A 15,240-nucleotide genomic window follows, 5' to 3' on the forward strand; every position below is an offset into this window, starting at 1 on the left:
ATGCGCTCTTGCGCTGCATTTACCGCGGCTTTACCAGATTCCTGAACCCGGCGGTAACCACACCAAAAGGTTTACTGACACTTGCGCATTTTACGCATTCCGATTCATGTTTCGGTTGCTGCTTCCACGCCAATGATCGCCGAACCGGGAGGACGTTTCCACCCGTTTATCAGACGATCAAGGTGCGTTCCGATGAAGACAATTCTGTTTCCCATGCTCGGCGCCGTGGCTGTGTTTGCCGCCGGCGTCACGCCCTCAACCGCTGGCGACCGCTATGCCGACAGGCCGCCGGTGATGGTGAGCCCCGACCTTTCAGCACCTTGGGTGCTGCAGCTTGGCCAGGCGCCCGGCATCGTGCGACAGAACCGCCAGATCGTGCAGCAGCAGTTGCGGCTGCGCGCTACGCAACAGCCCGACCGGGTACAGACGGCAGCGGTGCAGCCACCCGCGAAACGTGTGGCCATTCGCCCGCAGATCAACCCGATCTTCCTGCCGCAGGAGGTCGACTTTGACGGCCCGCAGAAGCCGGGCACAATCGTCATCGATACCACGCAGAATTTCCTCTTCCTGATCGAGAAGAACGGCAAGGCGCGGCGCTACGGCGTCGGCACCGGCAAGCCGGGCTTCGAATGGTCGGGCACGCACAAGATCACCAACAAGCGCGAGTGGCCGGACTGGCGCCCGCCGGCGCAAATGATCAAGCGCGAAGCCGCCAAGGGCCGCTACCTGCCGACCTATCTGGCCGGCGGCATGGAGAACCCGCTCGGCGCCCGCGCGCTCTATCTCGGCACGACCGAGTACCGCATCCACGGCACCAACCAACCGTGGACGATCGGCGGCGCGGTGTCGTCGGGTTGCATCCGCATGCGCAACGAGGACGTCGTCGACCTCTATGAACGGGTCAATGTCGGAACCACGGTCGAGGTGATATGATAGTTCTTGCGAATCACTTGGCCGGCAAAGCAACCAGCTTTTCGAGGCCAGTCCGGAGATAACGGGGGACGGGCCGTATGGGGATGCGGCCAGTCAGAAAGGGCAGTGTGGGAAACCGTGCTGCCCTTTCCGTTTTGACCACGGCCTGAGGCGCAACGAAACACTGTTTCCTGGCGCGTCGCGCAAAAACCATGGTGGTTCGCTTTCGCGCTGCCCTTGCCGATGTTCTTTTGCTATGTGGGCGGCAACCAGACAAAAGAGTCGACCCATGTCCCTGTCAGACGACATCCGCTATCTCAAGGGCGGCCCGGTTGCCCAGCGCATCATCGCCGCTGTGCGCGAAGACGCGGCGATCGCCAAAGCCGAGGGTTTTCCGCCCAAGCTGATCTCGATCACCGTCGGCGATACCGATGCGGTGGACGTCTATGTGCGCAACCAGCGCGCCAAGGCACAATTGGCAGGCATCGATTTCGAGGAACGGCGCTTTCCCGCCACCATCACGTCAGGCGAGCTGGAAGCGGCAATCCACGGCCTGAACGCCGATCCGCGCGTCACCGGCATCATCATCCAGCGGCCGGTCCCTGCCCACATCCCGATCAGGATGCTGCAGGCGGCGGTGCATCCGCTGAAGGATGTCGAGGGCATGCATCCGGCTTCGATCGGCAACATCGTCTACAACCAGCTCGATCTCGCGCCCTGCACGGCGGCCGCTTCGGTCGAGTTGCTCAAGGAGACCGGCCTCGACCTCAAGGGGCTGGAAGTCGTGATCGTCGGCCATTCGGAAATCGTCGGCAAACCGATCGCCTTCCTGTTGATGAGCGAAGGCGCGACGGTGACGGTCTGCCACCACATGACGCGATCGGTCGCCGCGCATGCAAGGCGGGCCGACGCGCTGTTCGTCGCCGTCGGCAAGCCGCGGCTGATCAAGGCCGACATGGTCAAGCCGGGCGCCGCCGTCATCGACATCGGCATCAATTCGGAAATCGGACCGGACGGGACGAGCCGCATCGTCGGCGACGTCGACACCGAAAGCGTGCGCGAGGTCGCCTCCTGGATCACGCCGGTACCGGGCGGCGTCGGCCCGATCACGGTCGCCATCCTGCTGCGCAACACGATGGTGGCGCTCAGCCGGCAGCGCGCGCATTATGAGGCGACCTACGGCACGGCGGACAGGCTGGCGGCGGAGTAGCGCCGGACGGGCGCCCTATTCCGCGGCGATCAGGCTCTCGTCCAGCACGCCTTCCGGCTTTGGCCCGCCATACGCCCAGTCGAGCAGCTTGATCGTGTGCACGACCGGCAGCTTCGCGGCGGAAGCGATCTGGGTGATGCAGCCGATATTGCCCGTGGCGACGATCGAGGCACCCGTCGCCTCGATGTTTTTCACCTTGCGGTCGCGCAGCTTCGCCGAGATCTCGGACTGCAGGATGTTGTAGGTGCCCGCCGAACCGCAGCACAGATGGCCCTCGCGCGGCTCGCGCACGATGAAGCCGGCCTTGGCCAGCAGCTCCTTCGGCTGGCGGGTGATTTTCTGGCCGTGCTGCATCGAACAGGCCGAGTGATAGGCGACGATCGTGCCCGGCTGGCGCACCGGTTCGGGCAGGTCGAGACCGACCAGATATTCGGTGATGTCCTTGGCCAGCGCCGAGACGCGCGCGGCCTTGTCGGCATAGGCCGGATCGAGCCGCAGCATGAAGCCATAGTCCTTGATCGTGGTGCCACAGCCGGACGCGGTGATGACGATGGCGTCGAGACCGCCTTGCTCGATGGTGCGCGTCCAGGTGTCGACATTCTGTCTCGCAGAGGCAAGGGCATCTTGCTCCCGCCCCATATGATGCACCAGCGCACCGCAGCAGCCCTCGCCCCGCGGCACCACGACCTCGACGCCGAGCCGCGTCAGCAGCGCAATCGTCGTCTCGTTGATGGCGGGATCGAGCACCGATTGCGCGCAGCCGGTGAGGATGGCGACGCGGCCCTTTTTTGTCCCCTGCCCGGCATGGGTGCCTGGTGAAGCGCTTCGCGAAGCCATCGGGATTGAGGCCGGGGCGAGCTTGAGCATCGCGCCGAGCGGCTTCAGTGCCGGAACTTTTTCGAAGACGCCGATGAACGGCTTCCCGAGCTTCGTCAGCTTGAGCGCAGTGCGAAAACGCTTGGGATGGGGCAGCACGAAGGCCAGCATGGCGCGGGTCAGACGGTCGAGCAGCGGCCGTTTGTAGGTCACCTGGATATGGGCGCGGGCATGGTCGACCAGATGCATGTAGTTGACGCCCGATGGGCATGTCGTCATGCAGGCGAGGCAGGACAGGCAGCGGTCGATGTGGGTGACGATCTCCTTGTCGGCGGGACGGCCATTTTCCAGCATGTCCTTGATCAGGTAGATACGCCCGCGCGGTGAATCGAGCTCGTTGCCGAGGGTCACATAGGTCGGACACGTCGCGGTGCAGAAGCCGCAATGCACGCATTTGCGCAGGATCTTTTCCGATTCCGAGATATGCGGATCGGCAAGCTGGGCAAGCGAAAAATTGGTCTGCATCGCGTTGGTCCTAAGCCATGCGGCCGGGATTGAGGATGTTCTTCGGGTCGAATTCCTGCTTCAGCCGTTGGCTGAGTGCCGCGAGCGCCGGTGCCTGCGGCTCGAACACCGGCAAGGCGGCGCGATGGGAAGGTGCCGCGCGCACCAGCGTCGCATGGCCGCCGCCGTGTTTCCGCAACAGCCCGCGCAGCAGAGCGGCTTCCGGATCGCCCTCTTCCATGCGCAGCCAAAGCAGGCCGCCCTGCCAGTCATAGAAGGCGCTGACGGCGGCCTGCATGCGCAAGGCCAGCACCATCCGGTGGCCCGCTCCCGGCGTCATCGACACGCGCCACACCGGTTTCTCGCTGCTGTCGACGAAGGGCCTGCAATCGCGCACATCACGCCAGATCAGCCGTGAAATTTCTCCGGAAATCTCCTCCAGCGGCCCGGCATTGCCGAGCAGCGTTTTCAGTGCGGCGATGCGGTAGGCGACCGACGGGCCAAAACCCTCGACACGCAGCAGCGTGGCGGCCTCGTTGCCGAGACTGCCACTGGCCACACGCGCGGCGATGCGCTCCGGCAGATGGGCGGCACTCGACACTTCCGCGCTGGAACCGAGCGCCATGGCCATGGCCGCGGCGGCCGCGTCGTCGAGCAAACCTCGGATGGCGAGCGTGATTTCAGTCTCGGCGGCCGGCAGCACCTTGAAGGTGACGTCGGTGAACGCCGCCAGCGTGCCCCAGCTGTTGGCCATCAGCTTGGACATGTCATAGCCGGTGACGTTCTTGACCACCCGGCCGCCGGACTTGAAAGCCTCGCCGCGGCCGGACACCACATTGATGCCCAGAATATGATCGCGCGCCGCGCCCGCCTTCAGCCGGCGCGGACCGGAGAGGTTCGCGGCGAGCACCCCGCCGATCGTTCCTTTGCCAGCTTCACCCCCGAGCAGCGGGCCGTAGTCTATCGGCTCGAAGGCGAGCTGCTGGCCGTTTTCCGCCAGCAGCTTCTCGATGTCGGCCAGCGGTGTGCCTGCTTTGGCCGACAGCACCAATTCGGCTGGTTCGTAGAGCGTGACGCCGACAAGCTGAGACAGGTCGAGCGTGTGTTCGGTTTGCAGTGGCCGGCCGATGCCGCGCTTGGACCCATGGCCAAGGATTTCGAGCGGCGTCTCTTCCGCCGCGGCCCAGGCGACGGCGGACAGGACCTCGTCTGACGTGGTTGGGGTAAAGGTGGTCATGAGGAGAACGCGCCAGTCGCGAGTGCCGAAGTGCTGCGATCCTTGGCAAGCGCTGACATGTCCCTCAAAACCTCGGAATGTCCGGGAACGGCAGCTTGCCGCCGGAAATGTGCATGCGGCCGAGTTCGGCGCAGCGGCGGAGCTGCGGGAAGACTTTGCCGGGGTTGAGCAGATGGTTGGGATCGAAGGCGCATTTGACTCGCATCTGCTGATCGAGGTCGATCTGGGTGAACATCTCCGGCATCAGGTCGCGTTTCTCGACGCCCACCCCGTGTTCGCCTGTCAAGACGCCGCCGACCTTGACGCAGAGCCGCAATATGTCGGCACCGAAGCTTTCGGCCTTGTCGAGTTCGCCCGGCACGTTGGCATCGTAGAGGATCAGCGGATGCAGATTGCCGTCGCCGGCGTGAAAGACATTGGCGACGCCGAGACCGTATTTCTCCGAAAGCTCGCGCATGCCGGCGAGCACACGTGGCAGCTCCTTGCGCGGGATGGTGCCGTCCATACAGTAATAGTCGGGCGAAATGCGGCCGACCGCCGGGAAAGCCGCCTTGCGGCCGGCCCAGAAGCTCAACCGCTCCTGCTCGGACCGCGAGATGCGGCAGGTGGTCGAGCCGTTCTTGTAGGCGATGGCTTCGACGAGACCGATCAGATGATCGACCTCGACGCCCGGTCCGTCGAGCTCGACGATCAGCAGCGCCTCGACATCGAGGGGATAGCCGGCATGGACGAAATCTTCCGCCGCGTGGATCGCCGGCCGGTCCATCATTTCCATGCCGCCCGGAATGATGCCGGCACCGATGATGTCGGCGACGCATTGGCCGCCCTGCTCGCTGGTCGGGAAGCCGATCAGCAGTGCACGCGCCGTCTCAGGCTTCTTCAGGATGCGCACGGTGACCTCGGTGACGACGCCGAGCAGCCCCTCCGAACCGGTCATGACGCCAAGCAGGTCATAGCCTTCCGCATCGAGGTGACTTCCGCCCAGCCGCACCACCTCGCCGCTCATCAGCACCATCTCGATGCCCAGCACATTGTTGGCGGTGAGGCCGTATTTCAGGCAGTGCACGCCGCCGGAATTCTCGGCGACGTTGCCGCCGATCGAGCAGGCGATCTGGGAGGATGGATCGGGGGCGTAGTAAAAGCCCTCCTGCTCGACGGCGGTAGTGATGCCGAGATTGGTGACGCCCGGCTGGGCGATGACGACGCGATTGGGAAAATCGATCGCAAGGATTCGGTTGAATCGGCTCATGACCAGCAGCACCGCGTCTTCCAGCGGTAGCGCGCCGCCGGACAGCGAGGTGCCGGAGCCGCGCGGCACGACGCGGATGTTGCGGTCGTTGCAATATTTCAGCACGCGCGAAACCTGCGCCACCGTTTGCGGCAAAACGACAACCAGCGGCAGTTGCCGGTAGGCGGTCAGGCCATCGCTCTCGAAGGCTCGCATGGAATTGGCAGCGTCGACGACACCCTCGCCCGGCACGATGATGCGCATGTCGGCGACGATCTCGTCGCGCCGGCGCATCGTGGCGTCGTCTGGTTTCGGCATGGCCAGGCCGGACATCAACAGCCTCGTTTCGCTTGACTGGTCAAAATCTTTTACCAGTGAAGCGCGCTGGTTGCAAATCCTGCCTAGGTGAGGAATCCAGCCTCAAGGTCGAGACAGGCTTCCGCAGCGGCAATCTGCCGCTGTCTTACCCTCCTCCCCCTTGTGGGGAGGGTCGCGAACGAAGTGAGCGGGGTGGGGGTTCAGCGCGGCGCTTTACGAGGACCCCGTCTCACGATCTTCGCTTCGCTGCGATCATGAGCCGAGCCTCCCCACAAGGGGGAGGGTGAGGCAGTCCTACTCGCCAGCCAGCTTGCCGGGTTCGGAGTGCATCCGGCGCACACGGCGCACGCCCCACCAGACCAGCAGGATGGCGACCGGCACCGAGGCGGCGGTGATGACCTCCGGAGCGAAGGCATGGCCGAAGATCGAGGCGCCCTTGGCGACATAACCGATGAGGCCGACCACATAATAGGAGACGGCGGCGACCGACAGGCCTTCGACGGTCTGCTGCAGGCGCAGCTGCAGGCGGGCGCGGTTGTTCATCGAGGCGAGCAGGTCGCGGTTCTGCTTCTCGACCTCGACATCGACCCATGTGCGCAGCAGCGTCGTGGCGCGGGTCAGCTTGCGCGACAGATTGGCTTGCCGCTCCTCGACCGAGCGGCACGTGCGCATGGCAGGTGCGACGCGGCGCTGCAGGAAGCCGCCCCAGGTGTCGTAGCCGGGCACGGCTTCTTCCTCGAGCGCCTCCAGCCGCTCGCCGACGATGCCGTCATAGGCGCGGCTGGCGCCAAAGCGGTAGAGGCTCGACGCCGCGTCCGCTTCCAGTTCCGCGGCGAGTTCGGTGAGATCGGCCAGCAAGGTCTGGCTGTCGCGAGTCTGAGCGACCTTCATCTCCAGCGTGGTCTGCGCCAGCCGGTCCTCGATGCGGCGGGCGCGGCCGGAAAGGTTCAGCGCCAGCGGCAGGCCGAGCATGGCCAACGTGCGATAGGTTTCGATGTCGATCAGCCGTTGCGACAGCGCGCCGGTGCGCGCCGGGGTCAGGCCGCGATCGAGCACCAGCATGCGCGTCATGCCGTCACCGTCCTGGCGAAAGTCGGTGACGATGGCTGCGTTGCCGCGCTCGACCAGCGAGTAGCACAGGCTGGTCGGGTCGAAGCCGGCGATCAGCCTTTCGCTGACCTGCGTCCATTTGCGGATTTCGAGCCGGATGCCCGAAATGACGGTTCCCGGCGGCGAAAACCCGTTGCCGAACGGCGAATCTTCCTGCGCCCTGCCGCTTTCGGAGAGCGGCCCTTCCCACAGGTAGGTCGAGAATTCGGTGTGCCGTTCCCAGCGCAGCGAACCCTTGCCCCACTTCATGGCGTGGTGGCGGGCCTGCCGGTCGGGCGCGGCGATGCCGAGGCGTCGTGACAGTTCGGAAAGCACGGCATGATCAACGCCGGAGCCACCCTCGGTCATGAAGGCGAGTTGCACCAGCACGCGCGGCTTTTCGATCAGCGGATGCGGCCGGGCATGGACCTCGCCGAGCGCACCGGGCCGGCCCTCATGCGCGGGAAACCCCATGACGCTGCCCTTGGCGCGCGGCTGGAACTCGAGATTGGACGGGTCGTCTGACACGGCTTGTCCCCCGGGTTTCTCTGAACCCTCTTGCACTCGCGTCCCTCTAGAGCCAATAGCCTGATGACGCAAACAGCAAAGTTTAGACGAAGACGATATGGCGTCGGGCGGCAAAATCGACACGCGTCGACCAATTGGATAAATAATTTGACCAGTTGGCGGCGCAGGCTTTATCCTGCGCGACACCGGTTCACCTTCCAGGCATTTGAATTGAGCGACATTTTTTCCAGGATCGAGCATTCGCGCACCGCCGACGAGGTGGTGCAGCAGATCGAGAGCCTCATCCTTGAAGGCGTGCTGCGCACCGGCGACCGGTTGCCGGGTGAGCGCGAGCTTGCACGCCAGTTCGACGTGTCGCGGCCGATCCTGCGTGACGCGCTGAAAGCGCTGGAGGGGCGCGGCCTTTTGACGACAAGGCCCGGCGGCGGCACGCATGTCGCCGATGTCATCGGCCAGCTGTTCACCAAGCCGGTGACGGACCTGATCTCGATGCACCGCAAGGCTGTGACCGACTATCTGGAATACCGCCGTGAGATCGAAGGGGTGGCGGCTGAATACGCGGCGCGGCGCGCTACTCCAGACGACATGGCGCTGCTCGACAAGATCATGGCACGCATGGACGATGCGCACCGGACCGGCGATTTCGACGACGAGGCTGAAATCGACGTCGAGTTCCACCATGCGATCTGTGAGTGCGCGCACAACATCATCCTTTTGCACACGCTGCGCTCCTGCTACCGGCTGTTGTCGGAAGGCGTGTTCCAGAACCGGCTCCTGGTATTCAGCGTGCCCGGCGCGCGCGAGGCGCTGCTTGCGCAGCACCGGGCGATCCATGCGGCGGTGAAGGCCGGCGATCCGGCCGCTGCCCGGCAAGCGGCGATGGACCACATCACCTATGTCGAACGGTCGATGGCAGAGGCCGAGCGCAGCGGCGACTGGCAGCGCGTCTCGCGGCTGAGGCTGAAGCAGCGTGTCGACGCCACCGATGCCGAACCCGCACGCAAACGCTCCTAACCATCGAAACGGGAAGCCTATGAGCCAAATCCTGACTATCGCCGACCTCAAGGACCTCGCGCGCCGGCGCGTGCCGAAGATGTTCTTCGACTATGCCGATTCCGGTTCGTGGACCGAAAGCACGTATCGGGCCAACGAAGAGGACTTCCAGAAGATCAAGTTCCGCCAACGCGTGCTCGTCGACATGGACAACCGCTCGCTGGCTTCGACCATGATCGGCGAGAAGGTGTCGATGCCGGTTGCATTGGCGCCAACTGGCATGACAGGCATGCAGCACGCCAATGGCGAGATGCTGGCGGCGCAGGCGGCGGAGGAATTCGGCGTGCCGTTCACCCTGTCGACGATGAGCATCTGCTCGATCGAAGACGTTGCCTCTGTGACAACCAAGCCGTTCTGGTTTCAGCTCTATGTGTTGCGCGACAAGGATTTCGTGCTCAACCTAATCGACAGGGCCAAGGCGGCGAAATGCTCGGCGCTGATGCTGACACTCGACCTGCAGATCCTCGGCCAGCGCCACAAGGACATCCGCAACGGCCTTTCGGCGCCGCCCAAGCTGACGCTGACGAACATGCTCGACATGGCCATCCGCCCGCGCTGGTGCGCCGCCATGGCCGGCACAAAGCGGCGGACCTTCCGTAACATTGTCGGCCACGCCAAAGGCGTCGGCAACATGGCCTCGCTGGCATCGTGGACGACGGAGCAGTTCGATCCGCATCTGTCGTGGAAGGACGTCGCCTGGATCAAGGAACGCTGGGGCGGCAAGCTGATCCTCAAAGGCATTCTCGACAAGGAAGACGCGCTGATGGCGGCCAAGACCGGCGGCGACGCGATCATCGTTTCCAACCATGGCGGGCGCCAGCTCGATGGCGCATCCTCGTCGATCGGGGTGCTGGAAGAGATCGCAGATGCGGTCGGCGACACGATCGAGGTGCATATGGACGGCGGCATCCGCTCCGGCCAGGATGTGCTGAAGGCGCTCTGCCTCGGCGCCAAGGGCACCTATATCGGCCGGCCATTTCTTTACGGCCTGGGTGCGCTCGGCAAGGAAGGGGTTACCAAGGCGTTGGAAATCATCCGCAAGGAGATGGACATTACGCTGGCGCTGTGCGGAAAGCGTCTGGTCACCGACATGGGCAAGGACCAGCTCCGGCGCTAAAGTTCCGTGACAGCCCTGACCACGGAGACGACGAGACCTTGGCGGAACCCGGTATCCATTTTCTCGACGCGCAGGGGCCGGACGGTGTGCGTCTCTACGCGATCGGCGACGTGCATGGCCGGCTCGACCTGCTGGCCGCCATGCATCAACGCATCAAGGCCGAGATCGAGCAGGACGTACCCGCCGACTGGCGCGTCATCCATCTTGGCGACTATGTCGACCGCGGACCGGATTCAAAGGGCGTCATCGACTTCCTGATCGAAGCGCGCGAGCGCGACCCGCGTCATCTGATGCTGGCCGGCAACCACGACATCGGCTTTCTCGATTTTCTCAAGACCCCCGACCCGGAAGGGCTTTTCATCCGCTTTGGTGGTATCCAGACCGGGCAGTCCTACGGCGTGGCGATCAGCGAAGGCGCCAGCGCATGGTTCGGCAAGGCCGAGACCGCCGTGCGCAAAGGACATCAGGCCTTGGTCGAGGCCGTGCCGCGGGGTCACATCGATTTCCTGCGCTCGCTGTCGTTTTCGGTGACGCTGGGCGATTTCTTCTTCTGCCATGCCGGCATCAGGCCGGGCATTCCCCTGGATAGGCAAAACCCGCAGGATCTGATCTGGATCCGCGACGTCTTCCACAATCACACCGGCCTCTATCCGAAGATCGTGGTGCATGGCCACACGCCGGTACCGGAAGCTGAAGTGATGGCCAACCGCGTCAATGTCGATACGCTTGCCTGGCAATCAGGCATGCTGACCGCGCTCGTCGTCGACGGCTCGGACAAACGCATCCTGACAATGACGATCAAGGGACCTGGACAATAAAGGAAGCTTGAGCGCTGCGCGTCCGAGGACGCTCCAGCTCCTGGCGCGGCCCCGGCTTTAGCGCAGCGAGGCGGTGACGCCGTAACCGTCGACGGCGTTGTGGTTGTTGGCCGCGTCGGCGGCGTAGATACCCAGACCGCAAAGCACGATGGCGGACAACATGGCAAAGGACAGAAGCGTTGCTTTCACGGAGGTCATCTCTTGTTGAGCTTTGTGCATCTGTGCACGAGGCGGTTACCAATGCGTTGAAACGGAGAATTCGCTTCAAAGTTTCGACGATTTCGCGCTTCTAGGCATGTTCTGTATCAACGGTGTGTCGCGCGGGTCACACAGAAGGTTCATCGCGGTTGCACAGGAGATGCGGAGCGCGCGCCTTCTAGGATGGCGGACGGACACAAGCCAAGGATGAAACCGGTTTTCCCCAACGGTTTCGCCGCCGCGTGCCAATTATGTCACGCGGCAAGGCGCCAAGGCGCGGACGCTCAGATCGTCGCCACCCAGGCACGGGCAATGGCAAGGCCGGCGGCATCCGCGTCAGGCCCGTTGCGGGCCATTTCGCCATCGAGCTTGCCGGCCCAGTCGGGATGGCGCGCGGCGATGATCGGGGCAAAGGACATGCTCCAGTCCTTGACCATCGGCCGGTCAGCCTCGAAATGGAATTGGAAGCCGTAGACCGCGCGGCCGACGCGAAACGCCTGGTTCTCGGCGACATCATTGCCGGCGAGCCGCACGGCGTTCTCGGGCAGCACGAAGGTGTCGTCGTGCCACTGGAAGATCGGGAATTTCTCCGGCAGCGCGCCCAGCACCGCATCGGCCTTGGCGTCCGCCGTCAGCGACACGCCGTGCCAACCGAACTCGTTGGCGCCGCCAATGCGGTTCTCGCCGCCGAAGGCACGGGCGACAAGCTGGCTGCCGAGGCAGATACCGAGCACGGCGCGATCCTTGCCGGCGAAATCGCGGGTCAGTTCGAGCAGTGCCGGGAAATAGGGGTATTCATCGTCGGCCAGTGCATTCTGGCCACCGCCGAGCACCACCATGGCATCATGCCCGGCCGCATCGTCCGGCAGGAGATCGCCCTTGTAAGGGTAGCGGACATCGAGATCGGCGCCCGCCTCCGCGAGTGCGGCGCCGACCTGGCCAAGGCCGGTATAGTCGTAGTTCTGGACCACCAGCACCCGCATGAAAAACCCCTGCTGACAGGAAAAAGATGCAACGAGCGATATCATGCCGTCCGCATTGCAGCCAAGATGCGCGTTCGGAGAGAAAGATATGCCACTGCAAAACCGGGTCGATCCGTTCGGCGCCATCCACGCCGTGCCCGAGCGTGGACTGTTCACCGGCAATCGCGGCATCATCCACGATCCCGAGACGAAGACGCTGTTGAAGAAGCGCTGGGCGCTTCAAGCCTGGATTATCTGCGTCTGCCAATTCCGCGATGTGCGGCGCGAGCCGATGGGCCGCAACCGGGAGGGCGGTAAAGCGGGTTGGACCGAGCTTTTCTTCCTCGACGAGGTGACGGCACTGGCGGCCGGGCATCGCCCCTGTTTCTTTTGCCAGCGCGAACGGGCCAAGGATTTCGTCGGTCGCTTCGGCGAAGCTTTCGGCATTGCCGAGCCGCGCGCGCCGCAAGTCGACAAGCGGCTGCACAAGGAGCGGCTTGCGTCGGGCGGCAGGCTGGCGATGTTGGCCTTTGAAGAGCTTGCCGGTCTGCCGGACGGCGCCATGGTCGCGGATGGCGGCAACGCTTATGCCTTGCGCGGCGGCAAGGTACTGCGCTGGTCTTTTGCCGGATACGGCCCGCCCGCCGATTTCGACCGGCTCGAAGGCAAGACACTCTCGCTGCTGACACCGGCCACGACGCTCGCCGTGCTGCGGCATGGCTTTCGGCCCGTCTGGCATCCGTCCGCCGAGACTTGACGCCGGCGGCAGGCTCGCTCATTCCTCGGCGATGCGCGCCAATTACAAGATGCAACGTCTGTTCGTGCCCGACGATCTGCGGCCAGACATCGAGTTCGATGCCGGTCAGCAGCAGAGCCACTATCTCCTGCATGTGCTGCGGCTCGGCGAAGGCGCCGAAATCCTGGTGTTCAACGGCCGCGACGGCGAGTGGTCGGCGGCTATCGCTGCCAAATCAAAAAGGGCGGTGCGGCTGAAGGTGCTGGCGCTACAACGGCCGCAGCCGCCGTTGCCCGACCTCATCTACTGCTTCGCGCCGCTGAAGCAGGGCCGGCTCGACTATCTCGTGCAGAAGGCGGTCGAGATGGGTGCCGGCATCCTGCAGCCGGTCATCACGCAGCACACGCAAGTGGCCAAGCCTTCGATCGATCGCCTGCGCGCCAATGTCGTCGAAGCCGCCGAACAATGCGGCATCCTGGCGGTGCCTCAAGTGCTCGAAGCGGAAAAATTCGAGCGTTTGCTGACCGGTTGGGACAAGGAACGGCGGCTGATCTTCTGTGACGAGGACGCCTCGACCAACAATCCGCTGTCCGCGCTGCGGGCGGTGAAGGAAAACAAGCTTGGGCTGCTGGTCGGGCCGGAGGGCGGCTTTTCGGACGACGAGCGCAAGGTGCTGCGCGCGCTTCCCTTCGTCACCGCCATTCCACTCGGCCCGCGCATCCTGCGCGCCGATACGGCGGCGGTGGCGGCGCTCGCGGTGATCCAGGCAACAATCGGAGACTGGTGAGCGACCCCTTCTCTTCTCCCCCTTGTGGGAGAAGGAAGAACCGTCGCCGCCGTTCAATTCCCGTTCACCTGTGGCTCAGGATTTTTCGCTTGCTCGTCTGCTGACATTTCGTCCATTTAGCGCCGGCGATCGTCCGATCGTCCTACAGTGCCGCGCGTCCCTTCGGACACGCAAAGGACGCTGTAGCATTTCATTGGGTTCATGGCTCTTTCCGAAAATCGAAAGCAGATTTTCGGGGTCATGTGCTAAGGGCTTACAAATGGCGCGCGATACTACCGATTTCCGCCCGATCGAAGGTGTCGACGAACTCGTCGAGCATCTGGCCGAAGGCAACAAGCCGCGCGACAAGTGGCGTATCGGCACCGAACACGAGAAATTCCCCTTCTACGTCGACGGCAACGCGCCCGTCCCCTATGGCGGTGAACGCGGCATCCGCGCCATCCTCGAAGGCATGCAATCAAAGCTCGGCTGGGATCCGATCATCGATGATGGCCGCATCATCGGTCTGGTCGAACCGACCGGCCAGGGGGCGATTTCGCTGGAACCCGGCGGCCAGTTCGAGCTTTCCGGGGCACCGCTGGAGACCATCCATCAGACCTGCCGCGAGGGCAATGCGCATCTGGCGCAGGTGCGCGAGATCGCCGAGCCGATGGGCATCCGCTTCCTCGGCCTCGGCGGCAGCCCGAAATGGTCGCTGGCCGAGACGCCGAAAATGCCGAAGTCGCGCTACGAGATCATGACGCGCTACATGCCCAAGGTCGGCACCAAGGGCCTCGACATGATGTACCGCACCTGCACGATCCAGGTGAATCTCGACTTCGAGAGCGAGGCCGACATGCGCCGCAAGATGCAGGTGTCGCTGAAGCTGCAGCCGCTGTCGACGGCATTGTTCGCCAATTCGCCTTTCACCGAAAGTCACCCGAACGGCTTGCAGAGCTGGCGCGGCGACATCTGGCGCGACACCGACAACCAGCGCTCGGGCCTGCTCGAATTCTGCTTCTCGCCCGATTTCGGTTTCGCCGACTATGTCGAATGGGCGCTCGACGTGCCGATGTATTTCGTCATCCGCGACGGCCGCTATCACGACATGACGCACATCACCTTTCGCCAGTTCATGGCCGGGGCCGCGCGCAATGAAGTTCCCGACGGGCTGCCGACAATGGGCGACTGGGCAAACCATCTGTCGACGCTGTTCCCGGACGTGCGGCTGAAGCGCTTCCTCGAGATGCGCGGCGCCGACGGCGGACCATGGCGGCGCATCTGCGCACTGCCAGCCTTCTGGGTGGGGCTGCTCTACGATGAGGCAGCGCTCGACGCCGCCGAGGCGCTGACCTCGAGCTGGACGTATGAAGAAACGCTGGCGATGCGCAATGCCGTGCCGGAACAAGGCATTTCCGCGCCCTTCCGCAACACCACGCTGCGCGAAATCGCGCGCGACGTGCTGGTCATTTCGCGCATGGGGCTGAAGAACCGCGGCAAGAAGAACCGCGACGGCTATGACGAGACATCCTTCCTCAACACGCTCGACGAGGTCGTCGCGCGCGGCACCACCAGCGCCGAGGAGATGCTGTCGGCCTATCACACGCGCTGGGGCGGCTCGATCGAGCCGGTGTTCATGGAATATGCCTATTAACCCCTCGGATTTGACGCAGCCGATCGATCGGCAAAAGTCGCTTCAATCGGAAGTGGAAACGAACTAGGCTTCTTCGGCGAGGATTTCCGGAGGA

14 protein-coding genes are annotated in these 15,240 nt (G+C 64.0%); 8 read left to right on the forward strand and 6 right to left on the reverse strand.

What is annotated here, in order from left to right:
* Positions 1–192: 192 nt before the first annotated feature.
* Both NKH02_RS14220 and NKH02_RS14225 read left to right on the forward strand, forming a co-directional pair.
* Positions 193–933 carry a L,D-transpeptidase gene (locus NKH02_RS14220; RefSeq protein ID WP_352879504.1) on the forward strand — a complete coding sequence of 247 codons (741 nt, stop codon included), beginning with the start codon at positions 193–195 and terminating at the stop codon, positions 931–933.
* A 268-nt stretch (positions 934–1,201) separates the two neighbouring features.
* Complete coding sequence (locus NKH02_RS14225) at positions 1,202–2,122, forward strand: bifunctional 5,10-methylenetetrahydrofolate dehydrogenase/5,10-methenyltetrahydrofolate cyclohydrolase (protein ID WP_352879506.1); 921 nt, start codon at positions 1,202–1,204, stop codon at positions 2,120–2,122.
* Between the two features lie 15 nt (positions 2,123–2,137).
* Here the strand turns inward: NKH02_RS14225 and glcF are convergent, their stop codons facing one another.
* The 4 genes from glcF to NKH02_RS14245 all read right to left on the reverse strand — a co-directional run bounded on the left by glcF (position 2,138) and on the right by NKH02_RS14245 (position 7,842).
* A complete protein-coding gene (gene glcF / locus NKH02_RS14230; RefSeq protein ID WP_352879508.1) occupies positions 2,138–3,463 on the reverse strand; it encodes a glycolate oxidase subunit GlcF in 1,326 nt (441 codons plus the stop codon).
* 10 nt (positions 3,464–3,473) lie between these two features.
* On the reverse strand, positions 3,474–4,679 hold the full coding sequence (gene glcE, locus NKH02_RS14235; protein WP_352879510.1) for a glycolate oxidase subunit GlcE: 1,206 nt from the start codon (positions 4,677–4,679) through the stop codon (positions 3,474–3,476).
* A 64-nt stretch (positions 4,680–4,743) separates the two neighbouring features.
* On the reverse strand, positions 4,744–6,240 hold the full coding sequence (locus NKH02_RS14240; RefSeq protein ID WP_352879512.1) for an FAD-linked oxidase C-terminal domain-containing protein: 1,497 nt from the start codon (positions 6,238–6,240) through the stop codon (positions 4,744–4,746).
* 279 nt (positions 6,241–6,519) lie between these two features.
* Positions 6,520–7,842, reverse strand: a complete 1,323-nt coding sequence (locus NKH02_RS14245) for a DUF3422 family protein (RefSeq protein WP_352879514.1) — start codon at positions 7,840–7,842, stop codon at positions 6,520–6,522.
* A 210-nt stretch (positions 7,843–8,052) separates the two neighbouring features.
* Here NKH02_RS14245 and NKH02_RS14250 point away from each other — a divergent pair, with 210 nt between their 5' ends.
* The 3 genes from NKH02_RS14250 to NKH02_RS14260 are packed head-to-tail and all read left to right on the forward strand — an operon-like array spanning position 8,053 to position 10,830.
* Entirely contained in the window at positions 8,053–8,856 is an 804-nt protein-coding gene (locus tag NKH02_RS14250; RefSeq protein ID WP_352879516.1) for a FadR/GntR family transcriptional regulator, read from the forward strand.
* 19 nt (positions 8,857–8,875) lie between these two features.
* Positions 8,876–10,012: an alpha-hydroxy acid oxidase gene (locus tag NKH02_RS14255; protein WP_352879517.1), complete on the forward strand. Its 1,137-nt coding sequence runs from the start codon at positions 8,876–8,878 to the stop codon at positions 10,010–10,012.
* 38 nt (positions 10,013–10,050) lie between these two features.
* On the forward strand, positions 10,051–10,830 hold the full coding sequence (locus tag NKH02_RS14260; RefSeq protein ID WP_352879518.1) for a metallophosphoesterase: 780 nt from the start codon (positions 10,051–10,053) through the stop codon (positions 10,828–10,830).
* A gap of 57 nt (positions 10,831–10,887) precedes the next feature.
* On the opposite strand, the gene NKH02_RS14265 is transcribed toward NKH02_RS14260, so the two are convergent.
* Together NKH02_RS14265 and NKH02_RS14270 are read right to left on the reverse strand one after the other, a co-directional pair.
* Positions 10,888–11,019, reverse strand: a complete 132-nt coding sequence (locus NKH02_RS14265) for a hypothetical protein (protein WP_352871709.1) — start codon at positions 11,017–11,019, stop codon at positions 10,888–10,890.
* A gap of 293 nt (positions 11,020–11,312) precedes the next feature.
* The gene (locus tag NKH02_RS14270; protein WP_352879519.1) at positions 11,313–12,011 is read right to left on the reverse strand and encodes a type 1 glutamine amidotransferase; all 699 of its coding nucleotides are present in this window, start codon (positions 12,009–12,011) and stop codon (positions 11,313–11,315) included.
* Between the two features lie 88 nt (positions 12,012–12,099).
* Here NKH02_RS14270 and NKH02_RS14275 point away from each other — a divergent pair, with 88 nt between their 5' ends.
* From NKH02_RS14275 to NKH02_RS14285, 3 genes are all read left to right on the forward strand, one after another.
* Positions 12,100–12,747, forward strand: coding sequence for a hypothetical protein (locus NKH02_RS14275; protein ID WP_352879520.1), 648 nt, complete (start codon positions 12,100–12,102; stop codon positions 12,745–12,747).
* Between the two features lie 31 nt (positions 12,748–12,778).
* Complete coding sequence (locus NKH02_RS14280; RefSeq protein WP_352879591.1) at positions 12,779–13,513, forward strand: 16S rRNA (uracil(1498)-N(3))-methyltransferase; 735 nt, start codon at positions 12,779–12,781, stop codon at positions 13,511–13,513.
* Positions 13,514–13,772: 259 nt separating this feature from the next.
* Positions 13,773–15,146: a glutamate--cysteine ligase gene (locus NKH02_RS14285; RefSeq protein ID WP_352871631.1), complete on the forward strand. Its 1,374-nt coding sequence runs from the start codon at positions 13,773–13,775 to the stop codon at positions 15,144–15,146.
* Positions 15,147–15,240 lie beyond the last annotated feature (94 nt).

Origin of the sequence: Mesorhizobium sp. M1396, assembly GCF_040317725.1 — a bacterium.
In the GTDB taxonomy this organism is placed as follows: domain Bacteria; phylum Pseudomonadota; class Alphaproteobacteria; order Rhizobiales; family Rhizobiaceae; genus Mesorhizobium.

What these genes read in the sequence shown, in the direction of transcription:
- glcF (WP_352879508.1), bottom strand. Translation starts at nt 3,463, where the DNA reads ATGCAGACCAATTTTTCGCTTGCCCAGCTTGCCGATCCGCATATCTCG.
- glcE (WP_352879510.1), bottom strand. Translation starts at nt 4,679, where the DNA reads ATGACCACCTTTACCCCAACCACGTCAGACGAGGTCCTGTCCGCCGTC.
- NKH02_RS14285 (WP_352871631.1), top strand. Translation starts at nt 13,773, where the DNA reads ATGGCGCGCGATACTACCGATTTCCGCCCGATCGAAGGTGTCGACGAA.
- NKH02_RS14255 (WP_352879517.1), top strand. Translation starts at nt 8,876, where the DNA reads ATGAGCCAAATCCTGACTATCGCCGACCTCAAGGACCTCGCGCGCCGG.
- NKH02_RS14280 (WP_352879591.1), top strand. Translation starts at nt 12,779, where the DNA reads ATGCGCGCCAATTACAAGATGCAACGTCTGTTCGTGCCCGACGATCTG.
- NKH02_RS14275 (WP_352879520.1), top strand. Translation starts at nt 12,100, where the DNA reads ATGCCACTGCAAAACCGGGTCGATCCGTTCGGCGCCATCCACGCCGTG.
- NKH02_RS14240 (WP_352879512.1), bottom strand. Translation starts at nt 6,240, where the DNA reads ATGTCCGGCCTGGCCATGCCGAAACCAGACGACGCCACGATGCGCCGG.
- NKH02_RS14220 (WP_352879504.1), top strand. Translation starts at nt 193, where the DNA reads ATGAAGACAATTCTGTTTCCCATGCTCGGCGCCGTGGCTGTGTTTGCC.
- NKH02_RS14225 (WP_352879506.1), top strand. Translation starts at nt 1,202, where the DNA reads ATGTCCCTGTCAGACGACATCCGCTATCTCAAGGGCGGCCCGGTTGCC.
- NKH02_RS14270 (WP_352879519.1), bottom strand. Translation starts at nt 12,011, where the DNA reads ATGCGGGTGCTGGTGGTCCAGAACTACGACTATACCGGCCTTGGCCAG.